Consider the following 16,682-nt stretch of genomic DNA (forward strand, 5'->3'; position numbering starts at 1 on the left):
AAGTTTTCGAAGAATTCTTCAACAACTTCAACCACTTGCGCTTCCGATCTCTCGTTAGCGGGAGGCGAATTCTACAGCGTTACTCGCTGCTGTCAACACCTCTTTTTCTCCGCTTTCGACCGAGAAGATCGAACCGTTGAAAGCGCTATACATCACTGCGATTCCAACTCCTTCCAGGCTTCGATGATCTGAAGCAAGCCGCTGTCGAAAACTGCGTAACTCTTTGAATATCAAGGAGTTTTCCGTTTCGACTGCGCCGGAAGTGGGGCGAATTATAGACTTCCAGAATCTGCCGTCAACCCCTATTTTCAACTTTATTCGGATTTCAATGTGATACGGGCAAAAGCCTTCTTGCCAGCCTGGCAAACATGAGTCGCGCCCAGTACATATATAAAGGAGCGATCAACCACTTCACCATCAACACGCACACCACCCGCAGCCAGCAGATCACGTGCCGCTGCCGAGTTCTTCACCAAGCCTGCTTTATTAAGGACAGCCGCAATCGGCATATCTTCAGTCGAAGCCAGCTCGATCTCTGGCAAGTCATCCGGCAGCTCGCCATCCTTCATCCGGTTACCCGCACCACGGTGAGCGTTGGCCGCAGCCTCCTCGCCATGGAAACGGGCAACGATCTCTTCAGCCAGCTTGATTTTGATGTCACGGGGATTGGCACCCGCCTCAACGTCAGCCCGGAACGCATTGATCTCATCCATCGAGCGGAAGCTGAGCAATTCGAAGTAACGCCACATCAGCGCATCCGGAATCGAAACCAGCTTGCTGTACATGACGCCCGGAGCTTCCTGAATACCGACGTAGTTACCCAGGGATTTGGACATCTTCTTGACGCCATCCAACCCTTCAAGCAATGGCATGGTCAGAATGCACTGAGCCTCTTGACCATAACCACGCTGAAGCTCACGCCCCATCAGCAGATTGAACTTCTGATCGGTACCACCCAACTCGACATCCGCACGCAGAGCGACCGAGTCATAACCCTGCACCAGCGGATAGAGGAACTCATGGATAGCGATGGGCTGATTTGTGGTGTAACGCTTGTCGAAGTCATCGCGCTCCAGCATGCGCGCGACGGTGTACTGCGAAGTCAGGCGAATGAAGTCCGCCGGCCCCATCTGGTCCATCCAGGTCGAATTGAACGCAACTTCGGTTTTCGCCGGATCAAGAATCTTGAACACCTGGGTCTTGTAGGTCTCGGCGTTTTCGAGCACCTGCTCGCGAGTCAACGGAGGACGCGTGGCGCTTTTGCCACTGGGATCACCGATCATCCCGGTGAAGTCACCTATAAGGAAGATCACCTGATGCCCCAAGTCCTGGAACTGGCGCAGCTTATTAATAAGCACGGTATGCCCCAGGTGCAGATCCGGTGCGGTTGGATCGAAACCAGCCTTGATACGCAGCGGCTGGCCGCGCTTGAGCTTCTCGATCAGCTCGGACTCGACCAATAGTTCTTCCGCACCACGTTTAATCAGCGCTAGCTGCTCTTCAACCGACTTCATAACAGACCCGCAAGGCTCAGATTCAAAGGGACCCAACCATACAAGATCGCGCACCAATTACAAGTTTTGCCCGGCGCGCGGACACCAATCCACAGACAGGAGGTCTGTAGACTTGCTTCAGAGATGATTTGGTTATATTTTATACAGTTATTTCATCTTCATCATGTCATTCATCTTTTCCAATTCATCTTTTTTCAAAGTCAAAATTACCTATGACCACAGAACCGTCTAAAGCGCCTCCGCTTTACCCGAAGACCCACCTGCTTGCCGCAAGTGGAATCGCCGCCCTTCTCAGCCTGGCGCTGCTGGTATTTCCCTCTAGCGATGTCGAAGCCAAAAAGACGACTCTGAGTCTTGAGCTGGAAAGTCCTGCTGAACAACTGACACAAGACCAAGACGCTGCCGACGCAGCCCAAGCCACAAACGAACCCGCAACGTCACCGTTCGCACAAATCGAAAACAGCGACGAAAACGCCGCGCAAACCGCTGAAACCGCGCCGGCACCTGCTGCGCTTGCAGAAAAGCCGAAAGAGCCAGGCCATCGCGAAGTAGTCGTTTCCAAAGGCGATACGCTGTCCACCCTGTTTGAAAAGGTCGGCCTGCCAGCGGCGTCCGTCCATGAAGTGCTGGCAAGCGATAAGCAGGCCAAGCAATTCAGCCAGCTCAAACGCGGTCAGAAACTCGAATTCGAACTGAGCCCTGAAGGCCAGTTGACCAGCCTGCACAGCAAAGTCAGCGACGTTGAAACCATCACCCTGACCAAGAACGACAAGGGTTATTCGTTCAACCGTGTGACCGCCAAGCCAACTGTTCGCACTGCTTACGTCCACGGCGTTATCAACAGCTCGCTGTCGCAGTCCGCTGCGCGCGCCGGCCTCTCTCACAGCCTGACGATGGATATGGCCAGCGTCTTCGGCTACGACGTCGACTTCGCTCAAGACATTCGTCAGGGTGACGAATTCGATGTGATCTACGAGCAGAAAGTCATCAACGGCAAAGCAGTCGGCACCGGCCCGATCCTGTCCGCTCGCTTCACCAACCGCGGCAAGACCTACACCGCCGTTCGCTATACCAACAAACAAGGCAACAGCAGCTATTACACTGCCGATGGCAACAGCATGCGCAAGGCCTTCATCCGTACGCCGGTTGACTTCGCCCGCATCAGCTCGAAGTTCTCCATGGGCCGCAAACACCCGATCCTCAACAAGATCCGCGCCCACAAAGGCGTCGATTACGCAGCGCCACGGGGCACGCCGATCAAGGCTGCCGGTGACGGAAAAGTGCTGTTGGCCGGCCGTCGTGGTGGTTACGGCAACACTGTGATCATTCAGCACGGCAACACTTATCGCACGCTCTACGGTCACATGCAGGGTTTCGCCAAAGGCGTGAAAACCGGCGGTACCGTCAAGCAAGGTCAAGTCATTGGCTACATCGGTACTACGGGCCTGTCCACCGGCCCGCATCTGCATTACGAGTTCCAGGTCAACGGCGTTCACGTCGATCCGCTGGGCCAGAAGCTGCCGATGGCCGATCCAATCGCCAAGTCGGAACGAGCGCGCTTCCTGGCGCAGAGCCAGCCGTTGATGGCGCGCATGGACCAAGAGAAGGCCACCTTGCTGGCTTCGAGCAAGCGCTAAGCCATGGCCCTGTATATCGGCGTAATGTCCGGAACCAGTCTCGACGGGCTGGACATTGCCCTGATCGAGCAGACCTCGGCGATCAAACTGATCGCCACTCATTACCTGCCAATGCCCGATTCCCTGCGCGCCGAGCTGCTTGGCTTGTGCGCGAGCGGCTCCGACGAGATCGCCCGCTCGGCTATTGCCCAGCAACACTGGGTCGAGCTCGCCGCTTCAGGTATTCATTCCCTCCTCGCTCAGCAACAGCTCCAACCCGAAGCTATCCGCGCTATCGGCAGTCACGGCCAGACCATTCGCCATGAGCCGGCGCGCGGTTTCACCGTGCAGATCGGCAATCCGGCCCTGCTGACAGAGTTGACCGGCATTACCGTTGTCAGCGACTTTCGCAGCCGCGATGTCGCGGCGGGCGGTCAAGGCGCCCCTCTGGTCCCAGCCTTTCATGAAGCCTTGTTTGAAGAGCGTACCGGCAACCAGGCAGTCTTGAATGTCGGCGGTTTCAGCAATCTCAGCCTGATTGAGCCGAACAAACCTGTAGCCGGTTTCGACTGCGGCCCGGGAAATGTTCTGATGGATGCCTGGATTCACCAGAACCGCGGCGAAAATTATGACCGGGACGGGCAATGGGCTGCGACAGGCACCGCTCAGCCAATCCTGCTAAAGGCACTGCTCAGCGACCCGTTCTTCGTTACCACGGGCCCGAAGAGTACCGGCCGTGAAGTCTTCAATCTGCCTTGGCTGAAACGCCATCTCTCGCGCCTGCCGATGTTTTCGGCCGAAGACGTGCAAGCCACGCTGCTCGAGCTGACTGCGCTGACCATCGTCGAGTCGCTGCAGAGTGCTCAGTCGGACACACAGGAACTGCTGGTCTGTGGCGGCGGCGCGCATAACGCCACACTGATGACGCGTCTGGGGCAGCTACTGCCCAATACCAAAGTCGCCAGCACGGCCACCCACGGCGTTGATCCTGACTGGGTCGAAGCCATGGCCTTTGCCTGGCTCGCCCATTGCTGCCTCGAAGGCATTGCCGCTAATCGACCAAGCGTCACCGGCGCTCGCGGCCTGCGCGTACTCGGCGCCATCTACCCGGCATAATCGCCAGACACAAAAACGCCGCAGAACCGTAAGGCTCTGCGGCGTTTTGTTATCTGCGGTGGAATGCGTTCAGATCGAGAATGACGACCCGCAACCACACGTCGTGGTGGCGTTCGGGTTCTTGATCACGAAGCGCGAACCTTCCAGACCTTCCTGATAATCCACCTCGGCACCGGCCAGGTACTGGAAGCTCATCGGGTCGACCACCAGACTTACACCTTCCCGTTCGACGATAGTGTCGTCATCGGCCACGTCTTCATCGAAGGTAAAACCGTACTGAAACCCTGAACAACCGCCGCCCGTAACGAATACGCGCAGCTTCAAGCGATCATTCCCCTCTTCATCGACCAGGCTCTTCACCTTGTGCGCAGCACCTTGAGTGAATTGCAAAGCCGTGGGGGTGAAGGATTCGACGCTCATGCTGACTATCTCCCGGCGTTACGCCGCCATAATGCGTGATGACGCGCATTATCCGCTTGTCCTAGAAAATTGGTCAACTATTAGAAAAGCAGCGGCAAGCTTCAAGCGGTGAGCTTCAAGCTTGCGACTGATCTCTTGTAGCTTGTGGCTTGAAGCTCGTTGCTGCTTCTAAGGAAGCATGCCGGCGTGGGACAGACCAAAGCGCTCGTCCAGCCCGAACAGAATGTTCATGTTCTGCACCGCCTGCCCTGAGGCGCCCTTGACCAGATTGTCGATCACCGAGAGCACCACCACCAGATCGCCATCCTGCGGCCGATGCACGGCAATACGGCAGACGTTGGCGCCACGCACACTCCGGGTTTCCGGGTGGCTGCCCGCTGGCATTACGTCGACGAACGGTTCGTTGGCATAACGTTTTTCAAACAGCGCCTGCAGGTCCACCGAACGATCGGTGACGGTTGTGTAGAGCGTGGAGTGAATGCCACGAATCATTGGCGTCAGGTGTGGCACGAAAGTCAGCCCTACGTCCTTGCCCGCCGCACGACGCAAGCCCTGGCGAATTTCCGGCAGGTGACGGTGACCCTTCACCGCGTAGGCCTTCATGCTTTCCGACGTCTCGGAGTACAACGAGCCCACAGCCGCACCGCGACCGGCACCGCTGACGCCGGATTTGCAATCGGCGATCAGACGCGAAGTATCCGCCAGACCGGCTTCGAGCAAAGGCAGGAAGCCCAATTGCGTAGCGGTTGGATAGCAACCCGGGACAGCGATCAGGCGCGCTTGGCGAATCTGTTCGCGATTGACTTCCGGCAGACCATAAACAGCTTCATCCAGCAGCTCCGGCGCGCCATGCGGCTGGCCGTACCACTTGGCCCACTCTTCGGCGTCTTGCAGGCGGAAATCGGCTGACAGGTCGATCACCTTGGTGCCTGCTGCCAACAGTTCGCCGGCCAAAGCATGAGCGACGCCATGCGGTGTAGCGAAGAACACCACATCGCAAGCGCCCAGGGTCTTGATGTCCGGCACGCTGAAGGCCAGACCGTCATAGTGGCCACGCAGGTTCGGGTACATGTCAGCCACGGCCAGACCGGCCTCGGATCGGGAAGTGATGACCACCACCTCTGCCTGCGGATGTTGTGCCAACAGACGCAGCAGTTCGACACCGGTGTAACCCGTGCCGCCGACAATACCGACCTTGACCATAAACCTGCCCTCAACGAACCCACTGGAAAGCCGTCGATAATAGGGGCCGCGCGCGGCTGCGACAACCGTCAAGGTGACGCGCGGACGCTCAAGCCTCTACTATCTGGCTACCGTGAATGAGGGAATAACCAAAAATGCTCTATCTATGGCTCAAAGCGTTTCATATCGTCAGCGTCGTGTGCTGGTTCGCCGGGCTGTTCTACCTGCCGCGACTGTTCGTTTACCACGCACAAAGCGAAGACTCGATCAGTAAGGAACGCTTCAGCATCATGGAGCGCAAACTGTATCGCGGGATCATGGGGCCGGCGATGATCGCCACGCTGATCTTCGGTGGCTGGCTGATCTACCTGAACCCGAGCATTTTCAGCCAGGGCGGCTGGATACACGCCAAGCTGATTCTCGTCGTCTTGCTGATCGGCTACCACCACATGTGTGGTGCACAGGTAAAACGTTTCGCCCGTGGCGAGAACACCCGCAGCCATGTCTTTTATCGCTGGTTCAATGAGGTGCCGGTTCTGCTATTGCTGGCTATCGTAATTCTGGTCGTGGTCAAGCCGTTCTAACTTCAATACGTACAGATCTCTGGGGTGTCCATCATGTCGCTGCCCGCTCTGCTCGAACAACGTCTGCGTTTGCCTGTGGTGGCCGCGCCGATGTTCCTGATTTCCAATCCCGAGCTGGTGCTCGCCTGCTGCCGTAACGGCGTGGTCGGCAGCTTTCCGGCGCTGAACCAACGCGAAAGCAGCGGTTTCAAGGCATGGCTGGAACAGATCGAGGCGGGGCTGGCGACGCTGGACAATCCGGCGCCTTATGCCGTGAACCTGATCGTGCACCACAGCAACCCGCGCTTGCAGGCGGATCTGGAGATCTGCGTCGAGCACCGTGTACCGATCGTGATTACCAGCCTCGGTGCGGTGAAAGAGCTGGTCGATGCAGTTCATAGCTACGGTGGTCTGGTGTTCCACGATGTAACCACGCGCCGGCACGCCGAAAAAGCCGCCGAGGCCGGTGTCGATGGTTTGATCGCGGTCGCCGCCGGCGCTGGTGGCCATGCCGGCACCTGGAGCCCGTTCGCACTGATTGCCGAAATCCGTGAATTCTTCGACAAGACCTTATTGCTTGCCGGATGTTTGAACCACGGCCACGAGATTCTCGCCGCGCAACTGCTCGGCGCAGATTTGGCCTACTTCGGTACACGCTTTATCGGCACCCGCGAAAGCCATGCGCCTGACGCCTATAAAGAAATGCTGCTGACAGCCAAGGCGGCGGACATCATTCATACTCCGGCGGTGTCAGGGGTTCCGGCCAGTTTCATGCGCCAGAGCCTGGAGGCCGCGGGGTTCGACATGGCCGCGCTGCAAGGCAAGGGCGAAGTGAATTTCGGCGACAAGCTCAAACCGATCAACGACGAAGCCAAAGCCTGGAAGACAGTATGGTCAGCTGGCCAAGGCGTCGGGCAGATTAGTGATCTGCCAAGCGTGGATCAATTGATCGCTCGCCTCGATGCCGAGTACCGCCAGGCGCAGGAACGCGCAGCGCAATTGCCGCAACGCTGGCCACGTTAATCATGCCAGGCCGATTGCCTGGATCGGCCTGACACTGACTCCCTTTGAATCTACTCGCGACAAGGATGCCCCGGCCATGAGCGAACCCCGCTACAAGATCGTATTCGACGGAGCTTTACAGCCCGGTGTCGACCTCGCTACCGCCAAGCTCAACCTGGCCGATCTGTTCAAAACCGATGTCGCCGCCATCGAGCGCCTGTTCAATGGCCGTGCGGTCGCCCTCAAGCGTGACCTGTCACACAGCGACGCCCAGACCTATCTGCAAGCGCTGAGCAAAACCGGGATCGCTGCACGGATCGAAACGCAAACAGCCATTGAACTGAACCTGGCGGATGTTCACGAAAACACCGCCGCCGTGGCCGAACCAGACTCACCTTATGCACCACCGCGCGCCAGCGTCGGTGAAAGCCTTCCTGAATTCGCGACGCTCAAACCATTGAGTGTCGAAGGCCGGATCGGACGCCTGCGCTTTCTTGCCTGGACCATGGTCTTGAGCCTGGTGACCTTGCCCATCGTCGGCGTGTTCGCCCTGCTGGCCCTTGGGCTGGTCAGCGGCGACTCGACCACCGGGCTGATTATCGGCGCGATTCTCGCGTGCTTCCTGTTTATCGGCTTCCTGATCGTCAGCATTCTGTTCAGCGTTCAACGTCTGCACGATATCGGCTGGTCGGGCTGGCTCTGGCTGTTGAACCTGGTGCCGTTCGTGGGCAGCTTCTTTCCTCTGGTCATCATGGTCGTCCCGGGCAATACCGGCGCCAACCGCTATGGCCCGCCACCTCCACCCAACAGCACGGCGGTAAAAGTGCTGTGTTCGTTGTGGATTGTGTTTTTCGCACTGATCTTTGCCGGCGGATTACTCGGTGGCTTCACGGCCGTTCAGGAGGAATACGAAAGCAGCCTGGAAAGCAGCTATGACAGTGGCGCGGTGAGCACTGATGAAATCGAGATCGAAGTCGAACCGCCGGTGAATTCCGCCGACGATGCAGCCGAAGCGGCGCAGGCCCCTGTAGACTCTGCGAAAGAATGAACAGCGCTCCCCGCCGTGACACCCGCGTCGCCGGCGCGGAGCTGTTGCGATGGAGAATTGCATGACCCGTTACGCTCTGATCACTGGCGCTTCCAGCGGCATCGGCCTGGCCATGGCCGAAGCGCTGGCCCGGCGTGGCCGCAGCCTGATTCTGGTGGCACGACAGCGTGATCAGCTGGAAAGTATTGCCATCGAACTGACCCAGCGCTTCGACGTCGAGGTACTGTTTCGCGCCTGCGATCTGGGCGAGCCCTTGCGTTTGTCCGGGTTCCTGCTGGAACTGGAAGAAGGCGACCGGCAGATCGATCTGTTGGTCAATTGTGCCGGTATCGGCACCTGCGGCCCTTTTCTGGCGCAGGACTGGATGACCGAGCAGGATCTGATCGAAGTGAACATTCTCGCCCTCACCCGCCTGTGCCATGCCATCGGCAACAGCATGGCACTGCAAGGCGGCGGGCAGATTCTCAATGTCGCCTCGATGGCGGCGTTCAATCCGGGGCCGTGGATGAGCACCTATCACGCCAGCAAGGCCTATGTGCTGCATTTTTCCGAAGCGTTGCGGATCGAGCTGAAAAAATGTGCGGTCAAGGTCTCGGTGCTGTGCCCTGGCCCGACACGCACGGCATTTTTCCGCACCGCGCAAATGGACAGCGACAAACTCAACGACAGCCACAAACTGATGAGTCCCGAAGAAGTCGCGCTGTATACCGTACGCGCCCTCGACAAAAACCGCGCAATCATTATCCCGGGTCGACGCAATCGTTGGGTCGCCTTCGTCTCGCGATTCGGCTCGCGCTGGCTCAATCGGACCCTCGCCGGCATGGCTAACAAGTCTTACTGCCCGCGCTGAATCGCCCTACAGCAAAACACTGGGAGGGTTGATCTCCCGTGGGTACACTCAAGCCAGTCCAAACAACGGAGAAAACAGCAGTGGATACTCTGTTCACCAAGATCATCAACCGGGAAATCCCGGCCAACATCATTTACGAGGACGACCAGGTTCTGGCCTTCCACGATATCGCCCCTCAGGCACCGGTGCATTTCCTGGTGATCCCGAAGAAACCTGTGCGTACTCTCAATGACCTGACCGAGGACGACAAGGCATTGGCCGGGCACATCCTGTTCACGGCGCAGCGTCTCGCGCTGGAGCTGGGCTGCGAGGAAGGCTTCCGCGTGGTGATGAACTGCAATGAACTTGGTGGACAGACCGTCTATCACATTCATATGCACGTGCTGGGTCAGCGCCAGATGAACTGGCCGCCGGGCTGATTCACGGCAAAACTGTGGGAGCGAGCTTGCTCGCGAAGGCGTCGGCAGATTCGAAACCTCCATTGCCTGACACTCCGCTTTCGCGAGCAAGCTCGCTCCCACAAAAAAGCATGACACCGCGACCAATGACCCAACGCAAACCCTCGTCGGCCGATTCGGTTAAACTGGCCACCGAGATATCTCCCGGAGGTCAGCATGACTACCCAACGTCACTATTCGCCCATTGACCGTCTTCTGCTGCAAGCCGATGCCGCGATGCGCACCCTGTTGCCCTTCAGCGGCCAGCCGTACCGCCCGTCGCCCGCCATCCTGCAGCCGGACACGCCGATGAGCGATGAAGACACCCGTCACGTCGCTGGCCTGATGCGCATCAACCATACCGGTGAAGTCTGCGCCCAGGCGCTGTATCAGGGGCAGGCGCTGACCGCCAAGCTGCCCCAGGTGCGCGAGGCCATGGAACATGCGGCCGAAGAAGAAATCGATCATCTGGTCTGGTGCGAACAGCGCATCCATCAGTTGGGCAGCCATACCAGTGTCTTGAATCCGCTGTTTTACGGCATGTCGTTCGGGATTGGCGCGGTGGCGGGACTGATCAGCGACAAGGTCAGTCTGGGGTTTGTCGCGGCGACCGAGCATCAGGTGTGCAAGCACCTGAATGAACATCTGGAGCAATTGCCCGCCGAGGATGAGAAGTCCCGGGCGATTCTGGAGCAGATGCGCATCGATGAAGAACATCATGCGGAAAGTGCACTGGATGCAGGCGGTTTTCGTTTTCCGGCGCCGGTGAAATTCGGGATGAGTTTGTTGGCGAAGGTGATGACCAAGAGTACTTATCGGATCTGAGATCTCGATTGCTATAAATGGCCTCTTCGCGAGCAGGCTCGCTCCTACAGGGGTCTGTGTTGGAGCAATAAAAAAGGCGACTGCCGTGAGGGAGTCGCCTTTTTTGTGCCTGGAATCTTAAGTCGGCATGTTGCGCGCGTAGAAGATTTCGAGCATTTCGTGTTTCACACGATCAGTTACCTGAGCACGCTGCTCAGAGGACAGATTGCTGGTGGCGTCGCCGAACAGGTAGTTATCCAGTTCAAAGTTCTTCAGCAGCATTTTGGTGTGGAACAGGTTTTCCTGGTACACGTTCACGTCGGTCATCTGGTACGCGTCGCGGGTGTCTTCGGACAGGTAGTTCTGGATCGAGTTGATCTCGTGGTCGATGAAGTGCTTGTTGCCTTCAACGTCACGGGTAAAGCCGCGCACACGGTAATCCACGGTCACGATGTCCGAATCGAACTGGTGAATGAGGAAGTTGAGCGCCTTGAGCGGTGAAATGACACCACAGGTCGACACGTCGATATCCACACGGAAGGTTGCGATACCGTCGTCCGGATGGATTTCCGGGTAGGTGTGCACCGTGATGTGGCTCTTGTCGAGGTGGGCCAGGATAATTTCGGGCAACGGGCCCGGCGATTCTTCGATCTGGCTTTCGGTCGGGGTTACCGGCTCTTCCGAAATCAGAATCGTGACGCTGGCGCCCTGGGGTTCATAGTCCTGACTGGCGATGTTCAGGATGTTGGCACCAATGATCTCGACAACTTCTGTGAGAATCTGCGTCAGGCGTTTCGCGTTGTACTCTTGATTGATGTACTCGACGTAGGCCTGCTGGTCTTGCGGGGTTTCCGCGTAGCAGATGTCATAGATGTTGAAGCTCAAGGTCTTTGTCAGGTTATTGAACCCGTGGAGCTTGAGTTTGCTTTTCACCGTTAAAAACTCTCTATGTATGCGGCGCGGCCGCGTGATCAAGCATGCCCGTCAAATGCGAACAACGCACCTGCGTAGGACGGTTAACACCTCTTCGCGATGGCGATTTTGGTTATCTGTTCAGGCGAATGACCCGTCGGCTGACCGATCACTGCCCTGAAAAAAGTGGCGCATTATGCAGACGTCAGCGGGGGATCGCCAGAGTCTGCACTGCTTTTATGATAGTTGAATGTCGGATCAACCGAGTTCGACGATTTCGTAGTCGTGGGTGATCGCCACGCCAGCCGCGCCGAGCATGATCGAGGCCGAGCAATACTTCTCGGCGGACAGCTCGATGGCGCGTTTGACCTGAGCTTCTTTCAGACCGCGGCCCTTGACCACAAAGTGCATGTGGATCTTGGTAAACACCTTCGGATCTTCAGTCGCACGCTCGGCTTCGAGGAAGGCTTCACAGCTTTCAACGGCTTGGCGGGACTTCTTCAGAATGCTGACCACGTCGAAGTTGCTGCAACCGCCGACGCCCAGCAGCAACATTTCCATCGGGCGAACCCCAAGGTTACGGCCACCGGCGTCCGGCGGACCATCCATCACCACGACATGACCGCTACCGGATTCGCCGAGGAACATGGCTTCGCCAGCCCATTGGATGCGTGCCTTCATCGCCCAGACTCCACTGTAAAAAAAGGGTCGCCAGCTTAGCACAGCGGCTTGGCCTGACAGCGACCGACGTCCTAGGACCGCTACCTCTAAGCTGTAGGTAATTTCTCGAATTTCCGACGAAGTGTCTGGTAAGCTGGCGCCAATTCGCTGGCGCACCTGTCAGTCAGCGTCACGACCGCCTACGGCGCCTCATAAAAAAATCAAACATCACCGTGCAGTTTTTTCGGGATACAACCATGGTTGCTATTACCCCCACATCCAAAATCAAGAATCTCGACAAGCTGTTGATGCATTGCCAGCGCCGTCGCCATGCGGCCAAGAGCAACATTATCTGCGCCGGTGACCGCTCCGATACGCTGTACTTCATTATCAAGGGCTCGGTCACCATCCTGATCGAAGACGACGATGGCCGCGAAATGATCATTGCGTACCTGAACGCCGGTGATTTCTTCGGTGAGCTGGGCCTGTTCGAACAGGCGGGCCAGGAACAACAACGCAGTGCCTGGGTACGGGCCAAGGTCGAATGCGAAACGGCGGAAATCAGTTACACCAAGTTCCGCGAACTGTCGCAGCAGGATCCAGACATTCTTTACGTCCTCAGCGGACAAATCGCACAGCGCCTGCGCAACACCACGCGCAAGGTCGGCGATCTGGCGTTCTTCGACGTCACCGGTCGAGTCGCTCGCTGCCTGCTGGAACTGTGCAAACAGCCGGACGCCATGACTCACCCGGACGGCATGCAGATCAAAGTGACCCGTCAGGAAATCGGCCGGATCGTCGGTTGTTCGCGAGAGATGGTCGGTCGCGTGCTCAAGGATCTTGAGGAACGCAACCTGGTCGACGTGAAAGGCAAGACCATGGTGGTCTACGGGACACGCTAAGCGCTGTAGATCCGCGCCAGCATCAAGCGAAATAATTCATCCAGACGCGCCAAGGCCTGTGGCGCGTTGAATTTCTCATGCAGGGCGATGTGGCTTTCAGCCCTCACCCGCTGCTCCAGACCGCAGGCCTCATTGAAGCGATTGACCGCTGCGACCAATGCCTGGCGCTCGTCATCGATCAACATCGCACCGTGCACCAGCCCGACCGGACGCTGACCGCCCTGACTCTGGCGCCAGCGCTGGGCGGTGCCGACCATCTTGCGCCCGTCCAGATTGACGTTGAAACGACCGTCGCAAAAGGCGCCGTCGACTTCGCCCACCGACGAGGTGCCGCCCAATTCATCCAGTAACTGACAGATCGGATCGCAGAGACGGCGGTAGCCGGTTTCGATGCGATTCAAGTCGCCTTCGCTGCGCGGCGGCGCATACACCAAGGCAATATTGATCGTTGAAGCGGACTGCGGCACCGGCTCACCGCCGGTTTCGCGCAGCAGTACCGGCCAACCGGCGGCGGCGGAGACTTCGCAGGCGTGGTCGAATTCAGGGAGGCGATTGAGGCGGCGCGGCATGACCAGCGCGCGATCGGTGGGTTGCCAGAACAGCAGGCCGAATTCGGCGTCGCCGGCGCAGATCGAGGCCAACAAGTCTTGTTCGGCTTGCAGGCCGGATTCGATGGTCAGGGGGGTTGGCAGCGACATGGAGGGCTCCGGCAGATTTTCGATCTTTAGGGATTTTGAAGGCCTCATCGCGAGCAGGCTCACTCCTACAGGGGGAACGCGTTTCAAATGTAGGAGTGAGCCTGCTCGCGATGGCGTCGACTCAGTCGAGGGTCGACCCGCTTATCACCGGACCGCCGCGCTCCGGGAAGAACAGGCGCTGCAATTCAATGCCCGGGTTTTCCGCGCGCATGAACGCTTCGCCGACCAGGAACGCGTAGACGTCGCTGATTTCCATCAACTCGACATCGGCGCGATTGAGAATGCCGCTTTCGGTGATTACCAATCGATCCCGCGGAATTCGCGGCAGCAGGTCGAGGGTGGTCTCCAGGCTGACATCGAAGGTGTGCAGATTACGGTTGTTAACCCCGACCAGCGGCGTGTCGAGGGTTTTCAACGCGCGCTCAAGTTCGTCGCCGTCGTGCACTTCCACCAGCACATCGAGACCGACGCCTTTGGCCACGGCTGCCAGCTCGGCCATTTTCACATCGTCGAGTGCGGAGACGATCAACAGCACGCAATCGGCGCCCAAGGCTCGGGCTTCAACGATCTGGTACGGATTGATCATGAAATCCTTGCGGATGACCGGCAGTTTGCACGCGGCACGGGCCTGTTGCAGGTAAGCATCGGCGCCCTGGAAGTAATCGACATCGGTCAGCACGGACAGGCAGGTCGCCCCGCCCTTCTCGTAGCTTTTGGCGAGGTCGGCGGGTACGAAATCCTCGCGGATCACGCCTTTGCTCGGTGAGGCCTTTTTGATTTCGGCAATCACCGCAGGCTGTTTTTTCTTCGCCTGCGCCAGCAACGCTTGAGCAAAACCACGGGGCGCATCGGCCGCCCGGGCCAGGTTTTCCAGCTCACTGAGGCTTACACGGGCACTGCGCTCGGCAACTTCCTCGACTTTGCGCGCAAGGATCTTCTCCAGAACCGTCGGTACGCTCATCCCTCATTCTCCACTTTGAATACCGCGGTAAAGGCACCCAGCTCCTCGAGTTTTTCCCGAGCGAGGCCGGTGTGCAGGGCATCGTGCGCAAGCTCTACGCCCTGTTTCAAACTGTTCGTCATGTCGGCGGCATACAGCGCGGCACCGGCGTTAAGCACAATCATCTCGGCCGCTTTCTGGCCGTTTTCGGTCTTGCGCTTGCCCAGCGCATCGCGGATCAACGCCAGCGACGCTTCCGGCCCTTCGACCGACAGGCCGTGCAGGCTCTGGCTTTTCATGCCCAGATCTTCCGGCTCGACCCAATATTCAGTGATCTCGTTATTCTTCAGCTCGGCGACGAAGGTCGGCGCGGCGAGGCTGAACTCGTCCAGGCCGTCCTTCGAATGCACCACCAGCACATGTTTGCTGCCCAATCGCTGCAAGACTTCGGCCAATGGCCGGCACAGCGCCTGGGTGAACACGCCCACCACCTGATGTTTCACACCGGCCGGATTCGTAAGCGGGCCAAGCATGTTGAACAGTGTCCGCAGGCCCAGGTCGCGGCGCGGGCCGGCGGCGTACTTCATGGCTTTGTGATGGGTCTGGGCGAACATGAAACCGATGCCGACGTTGTCGATACAACGGGCAACCTGAACCGGGGTCAGGTTCAGGTAGATGCCGGCGGCTTCCAGCAAATCGGCACTGCCGCTCTTGCCGGAGACTGCGCGGTTGCCGTGCTTGGCCACGGTGCAACCGGCCGCAGCGACAACAAAAGAGGAAGCGGTCGACACGTTGAAGATGTTCGCGCCGTCGCCGCCGGTGCCGACCACGTCGACCACGCCGTCGAGGGTTTTCAGCTCGACCTGATCGGCCAGCTCGCGCATCACCGACACGGCGCCGACGATTTCGTCGATGCTCTCGCTCTTCATGCGCATGGCCATCATGAACGCACCGATCTGCGCGTCGCTGCATTGGCCGGTCATGATTTCGCGCATTACATCACGCATTTCATCGGTGCTGAGGTCGAGGTGATCGACGATACGGCTCAGGGCTGTCTTGATATTCATGGAAAGTCCTTAGCGCGTGCCGCCGGTTTGTTTGAGGAAATTGGCAAACAGTTCATGGCCCTGCTCGGTGAGGATCGACTCGGGATGAAACTGTACGCCCTCGATGTTCAGGGTTTTGTGACGCAGGCCCATGATCTCATCGACCGAGCCGTCGTCGTGTTGCGTCCACGCGGTCAGCTCCAGGCAATCGGGCAAAGTCTGGTGCTTGACGATCAGCGAGTGGTAGCGGGTGACGGTCAGCGGATGATTGAGGCCGGCAAAAACGCCCTTGTCCTCGTGGAATACCGGGCTAGTCTTACCGTGCATCACTTGACGCGCGCGTACGACATCGCCACCAAAGGCCTGGCCGATCGACTGATGGCCCAGGCAGACGCCGAGGATCGGCAGTTTGCCGGCGAAGTATTTGATCGCGTCGATGGAGACGCCGGCTTCGGTCGGCGTGCGAGGACCGGGGGACACCACGATGCGCTCAGGGTTGAGCGCTTCGATCTGAGCAATCGTCAATTCATCGTTGCGCACGACTTTGACCTCGGCCCCCAGCTCGCCGAGGTATTGCACAACGTTGTAAGTAAAGGAGTCGTAGTTGTCGATCATCAGCAACATGGCGTTTCGAACCTCTTGAATTCTGACTTGGAGACAGCCTTCAGATGACTTGCCCGCAGGGCGCTGCACGATGTCGGACGCCGGAACAGACGGCGACACAGCGGCATTTCAAACAGACAAGGAAGGCAAAGCGATACAGATCCGGCGGGGCCGGCGGAAAAGATTCAGGCGCGCCAACGCCAGCGGGCGTGTGCCTTGATGACTTGATCCAGAAGTTTGCTGGTGATCAACACGGGGAAGGTCTCGTTCATACGTTCCGGCACAGTAACTTAGCTGGGCAGAGCGTGCAATATGACCTTGGCTGCAAGGGATAAAACCAGACAGGGATTGGCGATCGATGGCAAAAGG

At 58.2% G+C, this 16,682-nt stretch carries 18 protein-coding genes; 9 read left to right on the forward strand and 9 right to left on the reverse strand.

The features are described 5' to 3' along the window. Positions 1 to 314: 314 nt before the first annotated feature. Positions 315 to 1,514: a tyrosine--tRNA ligase gene (gene tyrS, locus HU739_RS26235; RefSeq protein ID WP_186550948.1), complete on the reverse strand. Its 1,200-nt coding sequence runs from the start codon at positions 1,512 to 1,514 to the stop codon at positions 315 to 317. Between the two features lie 212 nt (positions 1,515 to 1,726). Here tyrS and HU739_RS26240 point away from each other — a divergent pair, with 212 nt between their 5' ends. Continuing rightward, complete coding sequence (locus HU739_RS26240) at positions 1,727 to 3,151, forward strand: peptidoglycan DD-metalloendopeptidase family protein (protein ID WP_186550947.1); 1,425 nt, start codon at positions 1,727 to 1,729, stop codon at positions 3,149 to 3,151. 3 nt (positions 3,152 to 3,154) lie between these two features. Then, positions 3,155 to 4,246: an anhydro-N-acetylmuramic acid kinase gene (locus HU739_RS26245; RefSeq protein ID WP_186550946.1), complete on the forward strand. Its 1,092-nt coding sequence runs from the start codon at positions 3,155 to 3,157 to the stop codon at positions 4,244 to 4,246. Between the two features lie 69 nt (positions 4,247 to 4,315). Here HU739_RS26245 and erpA read toward each other — a convergent pair whose 3' ends face one another. Both erpA and argC read right to left on the reverse strand, forming a co-directional pair. Then, complete coding sequence (gene erpA / locus HU739_RS26250) at positions 4,316 to 4,666, reverse strand: iron-sulfur cluster insertion protein ErpA (protein WP_007918905.1); 351 nt, start codon at positions 4,664 to 4,666, stop codon at positions 4,316 to 4,318. A 168-nt stretch (positions 4,667 to 4,834) separates the two neighbouring features. Next, positions 4,835 to 5,869, reverse strand: coding sequence for an N-acetyl-gamma-glutamyl-phosphate reductase (argC, locus tag HU739_RS26255; protein WP_186550945.1), 1,035 nt, complete (start codon positions 5,867 to 5,869; stop codon positions 4,835 to 4,837). 134 nt (positions 5,870 to 6,003) lie between these two features. Here argC and hemJ point away from each other — a divergent pair, with 134 nt between their 5' ends. From hemJ to coq7, 6 genes are all read left to right on the forward strand, one after another. Next, a complete protein-coding gene (gene hemJ, locus HU739_RS26260; protein WP_186550944.1) occupies positions 6,004 to 6,432 on the forward strand; it encodes a protoporphyrinogen oxidase HemJ in 429 nt (142 codons plus the stop codon). A 33-nt stretch (positions 6,433 to 6,465) separates the two neighbouring features. Further along, a complete protein-coding gene (locus HU739_RS26265; protein WP_186550943.1) occupies positions 6,466 to 7,434 on the forward strand; it encodes an NAD(P)H-dependent flavin oxidoreductase in 969 nt (322 codons plus the stop codon). Between the two features lie 76 nt (positions 7,435 to 7,510). Then, the gene (locus HU739_RS26270; protein WP_186550942.1) at positions 7,511 to 8,461 is read left to right on the forward strand and encodes a DUF805 domain-containing protein; all 951 of its coding nucleotides are present in this window, start codon (positions 7,511 to 7,513) and stop codon (positions 8,459 to 8,461) included. A gap of 61 nt (positions 8,462 to 8,522) precedes the next feature. Next, positions 8,523 to 9,311, forward strand: a complete 789-nt coding sequence (locus HU739_RS26275; RefSeq protein ID WP_186550941.1) for an SDR family NAD(P)-dependent oxidoreductase — start codon at positions 8,523 to 8,525, stop codon at positions 9,309 to 9,311. Positions 9,312 to 9,391: 80 nt separating this feature from the next. After that, positions 9,392 to 9,730, forward strand: a complete 339-nt coding sequence (locus tag HU739_RS26280; RefSeq protein ID WP_016772924.1) for a histidine triad nucleotide-binding protein — start codon at positions 9,392 to 9,394, stop codon at positions 9,728 to 9,730. Between the two features lie 195 nt (positions 9,731 to 9,925). Continuing rightward, positions 9,926 to 10,573 (forward strand): 2-polyprenyl-3-methyl-6-methoxy-1,4-benzoquinone monooxygenase, encoded by a 648-nt coding sequence (gene coq7, locus HU739_RS26285; protein WP_186550940.1) that lies wholly within the window; start codon positions 9,926 to 9,928, stop codon positions 10,571 to 10,573. 117 nt (positions 10,574 to 10,690) lie between these two features. Here the strand turns inward: coq7 and speD are convergent, their stop codons facing one another. Together speD and HU739_RS26295 are read right to left on the reverse strand one after the other, a co-directional pair. Then, complete coding sequence (gene speD / locus HU739_RS26290; RefSeq protein WP_034155105.1) at positions 10,691 to 11,485, reverse strand: adenosylmethionine decarboxylase; 795 nt, start codon at positions 11,483 to 11,485, stop codon at positions 10,691 to 10,693. 237 nt (positions 11,486 to 11,722) lie between these two features. Beyond that, on the reverse strand, positions 11,723 to 12,145 hold the full coding sequence (locus tag HU739_RS26295) for an OsmC family protein (RefSeq protein ID WP_003228794.1): 423 nt from the start codon (positions 12,143 to 12,145) through the stop codon (positions 11,723 to 11,725). 236 nt (positions 12,146 to 12,381) lie between these two features. Between HU739_RS26295 and crp the strand changes: the two genes are divergently transcribed. Next, positions 12,382 to 13,026, forward strand: a complete 645-nt coding sequence (crp, locus tag HU739_RS26300; RefSeq protein ID WP_186550939.1) for a cAMP-activated global transcriptional regulator CRP — start codon at positions 12,382 to 12,384, stop codon at positions 13,024 to 13,026. Here the strand turns inward: crp and HU739_RS26305 are convergent. The 4 genes from HU739_RS26305 to HU739_RS26320 all read right to left on the reverse strand — a co-directional run bounded on the left by HU739_RS26305 (position 13,023) and on the right by HU739_RS26320 (position 16,334). Then, positions 13,023 to 13,724 (reverse strand): lipoate--protein ligase family protein, encoded by a 702-nt coding sequence (locus HU739_RS26305; RefSeq protein WP_186550938.1) that lies wholly within the window; start codon positions 13,722 to 13,724, stop codon positions 13,023 to 13,025. The two genes, crp and HU739_RS26305, sit on opposite strands and share 4 nt — an antisense overlap. Before the next feature lie 121 nt (positions 13,725 to 13,845). Beyond that, the gene (trpC, locus tag HU739_RS26310) at positions 13,846 to 14,685 is read right to left on the reverse strand and encodes an indole-3-glycerol phosphate synthase TrpC (RefSeq protein ID WP_186550937.1); all 840 of its coding nucleotides are present in this window, start codon (positions 14,683 to 14,685) and stop codon (positions 13,846 to 13,848) included. After that, positions 14,682 to 15,731 (reverse strand): anthranilate phosphoribosyltransferase, encoded by a 1,050-nt coding sequence (trpD, locus tag HU739_RS26315; RefSeq protein ID WP_186550936.1) that lies wholly within the window; start codon positions 15,729 to 15,731, stop codon positions 14,682 to 14,684. Before trpD ends, trpC begins: the two co-directional genes overlap by 4 nt. A gap of 9 nt (positions 15,732 to 15,740) precedes the next feature. After that, on the reverse strand, positions 15,741 to 16,334 hold the full coding sequence (locus HU739_RS26320) for an aminodeoxychorismate/anthranilate synthase component II (protein WP_186550935.1): 594 nt from the start codon (positions 16,332 to 16,334) through the stop codon (positions 15,741 to 15,743). Positions 16,335 to 16,682 lie beyond the last annotated feature (348 nt).

The sequence above is a fragment of the Pseudomonas hamedanensis genome (assembly GCF_014268595.2).
GTDB classification, from domain to species: Bacteria; Pseudomonadota; Gammaproteobacteria; order Pseudomonadales; family Pseudomonadaceae; genus Aquipseudomonas; species Aquipseudomonas hamedanensis.

What these genes read in the sequence shown, in the direction of transcription:
- crp (WP_186550939.1), top strand. Translation starts at nt 12,382, where the DNA reads ATGGTTGCTATTACCCCCACATCCAAAATCAAGAATCTCGACAAGCTG.
- HU739_RS26275 (WP_186550941.1), top strand. Translation starts at nt 8,523, where the DNA reads ATGACCCGTTACGCTCTGATCACTGGCGCTTCCAGCGGCATCGGCCTG.
- HU739_RS26320 (WP_186550935.1), bottom strand. Translation starts at nt 16,334, where the DNA reads ATGTTGCTGATGATCGACAACTACGACTCCTTTACTTACAACGTTGTG.
- HU739_RS26265 (WP_186550943.1), top strand. Translation starts at nt 6,466, where the DNA reads ATGTCGCTGCCCGCTCTGCTCGAACAACGTCTGCGTTTGCCTGTGGTG.
- hemJ (WP_186550944.1), top strand. Translation starts at nt 6,004, where the DNA reads ATGCTCTATCTATGGCTCAAAGCGTTTCATATCGTCAGCGTCGTGTGC.
- tyrS (WP_186550948.1), bottom strand. Translation starts at nt 1,514, where the DNA reads ATGAAGTCGGTTGAAGAGCAGCTAGCGCTGATTAAACGTGGTGCGGAA.
- HU739_RS26245 (WP_186550946.1), top strand. Translation starts at nt 3,155, where the DNA reads ATGGCCCTGTATATCGGCGTAATGTCCGGAACCAGTCTCGACGGGCTG.
- trpD (WP_186550936.1), bottom strand. Translation starts at nt 15,731, where the DNA reads ATGAATATCAAGACAGCCCTGAGCCGTATCGTCGATCACCTCGACCTC.
- trpC (WP_186550937.1), bottom strand. Translation starts at nt 14,685, where the DNA reads ATGAGCGTACCGACGGTTCTGGAGAAGATCCTTGCGCGCAAAGTCGAG.
- HU739_RS26240 (WP_186550947.1), top strand. Translation starts at nt 1,727, where the DNA reads ATGACCACAGAACCGTCTAAAGCGCCTCCGCTTTACCCGAAGACCCAC.
- erpA (WP_007918905.1), bottom strand. Translation starts at nt 4,666, where the DNA reads ATGAGCGTCGAATCCTTCACCCCCACGGCTTTGCAATTCACTCAAGGT.
- HU739_RS26305 (WP_186550938.1), bottom strand. Translation starts at nt 13,724, where the DNA reads ATGTCGCTGCCAACCCCCCTGACCATCGAATCCGGCCTGCAAGCCGAA.
- HU739_RS26270 (WP_186550942.1), top strand. Translation starts at nt 7,511, where the DNA reads ATGAGCGAACCCCGCTACAAGATCGTATTCGACGGAGCTTTACAGCCC.
- argC (WP_186550945.1), bottom strand. Translation starts at nt 5,869, where the DNA reads ATGGTCAAGGTCGGTATTGTCGGCGGCACGGGTTACACCGGTGTCGAA.
- HU739_RS26295 (WP_003228794.1), bottom strand. Translation starts at nt 12,145, where the DNA reads ATGAAGGCACGCATCCAATGGGCTGGCGAAGCCATGTTCCTCGGCGAA.
- coq7 (WP_186550940.1), top strand. Translation starts at nt 9,926, where the DNA reads ATGACTACCCAACGTCACTATTCGCCCATTGACCGTCTTCTGCTGCAA.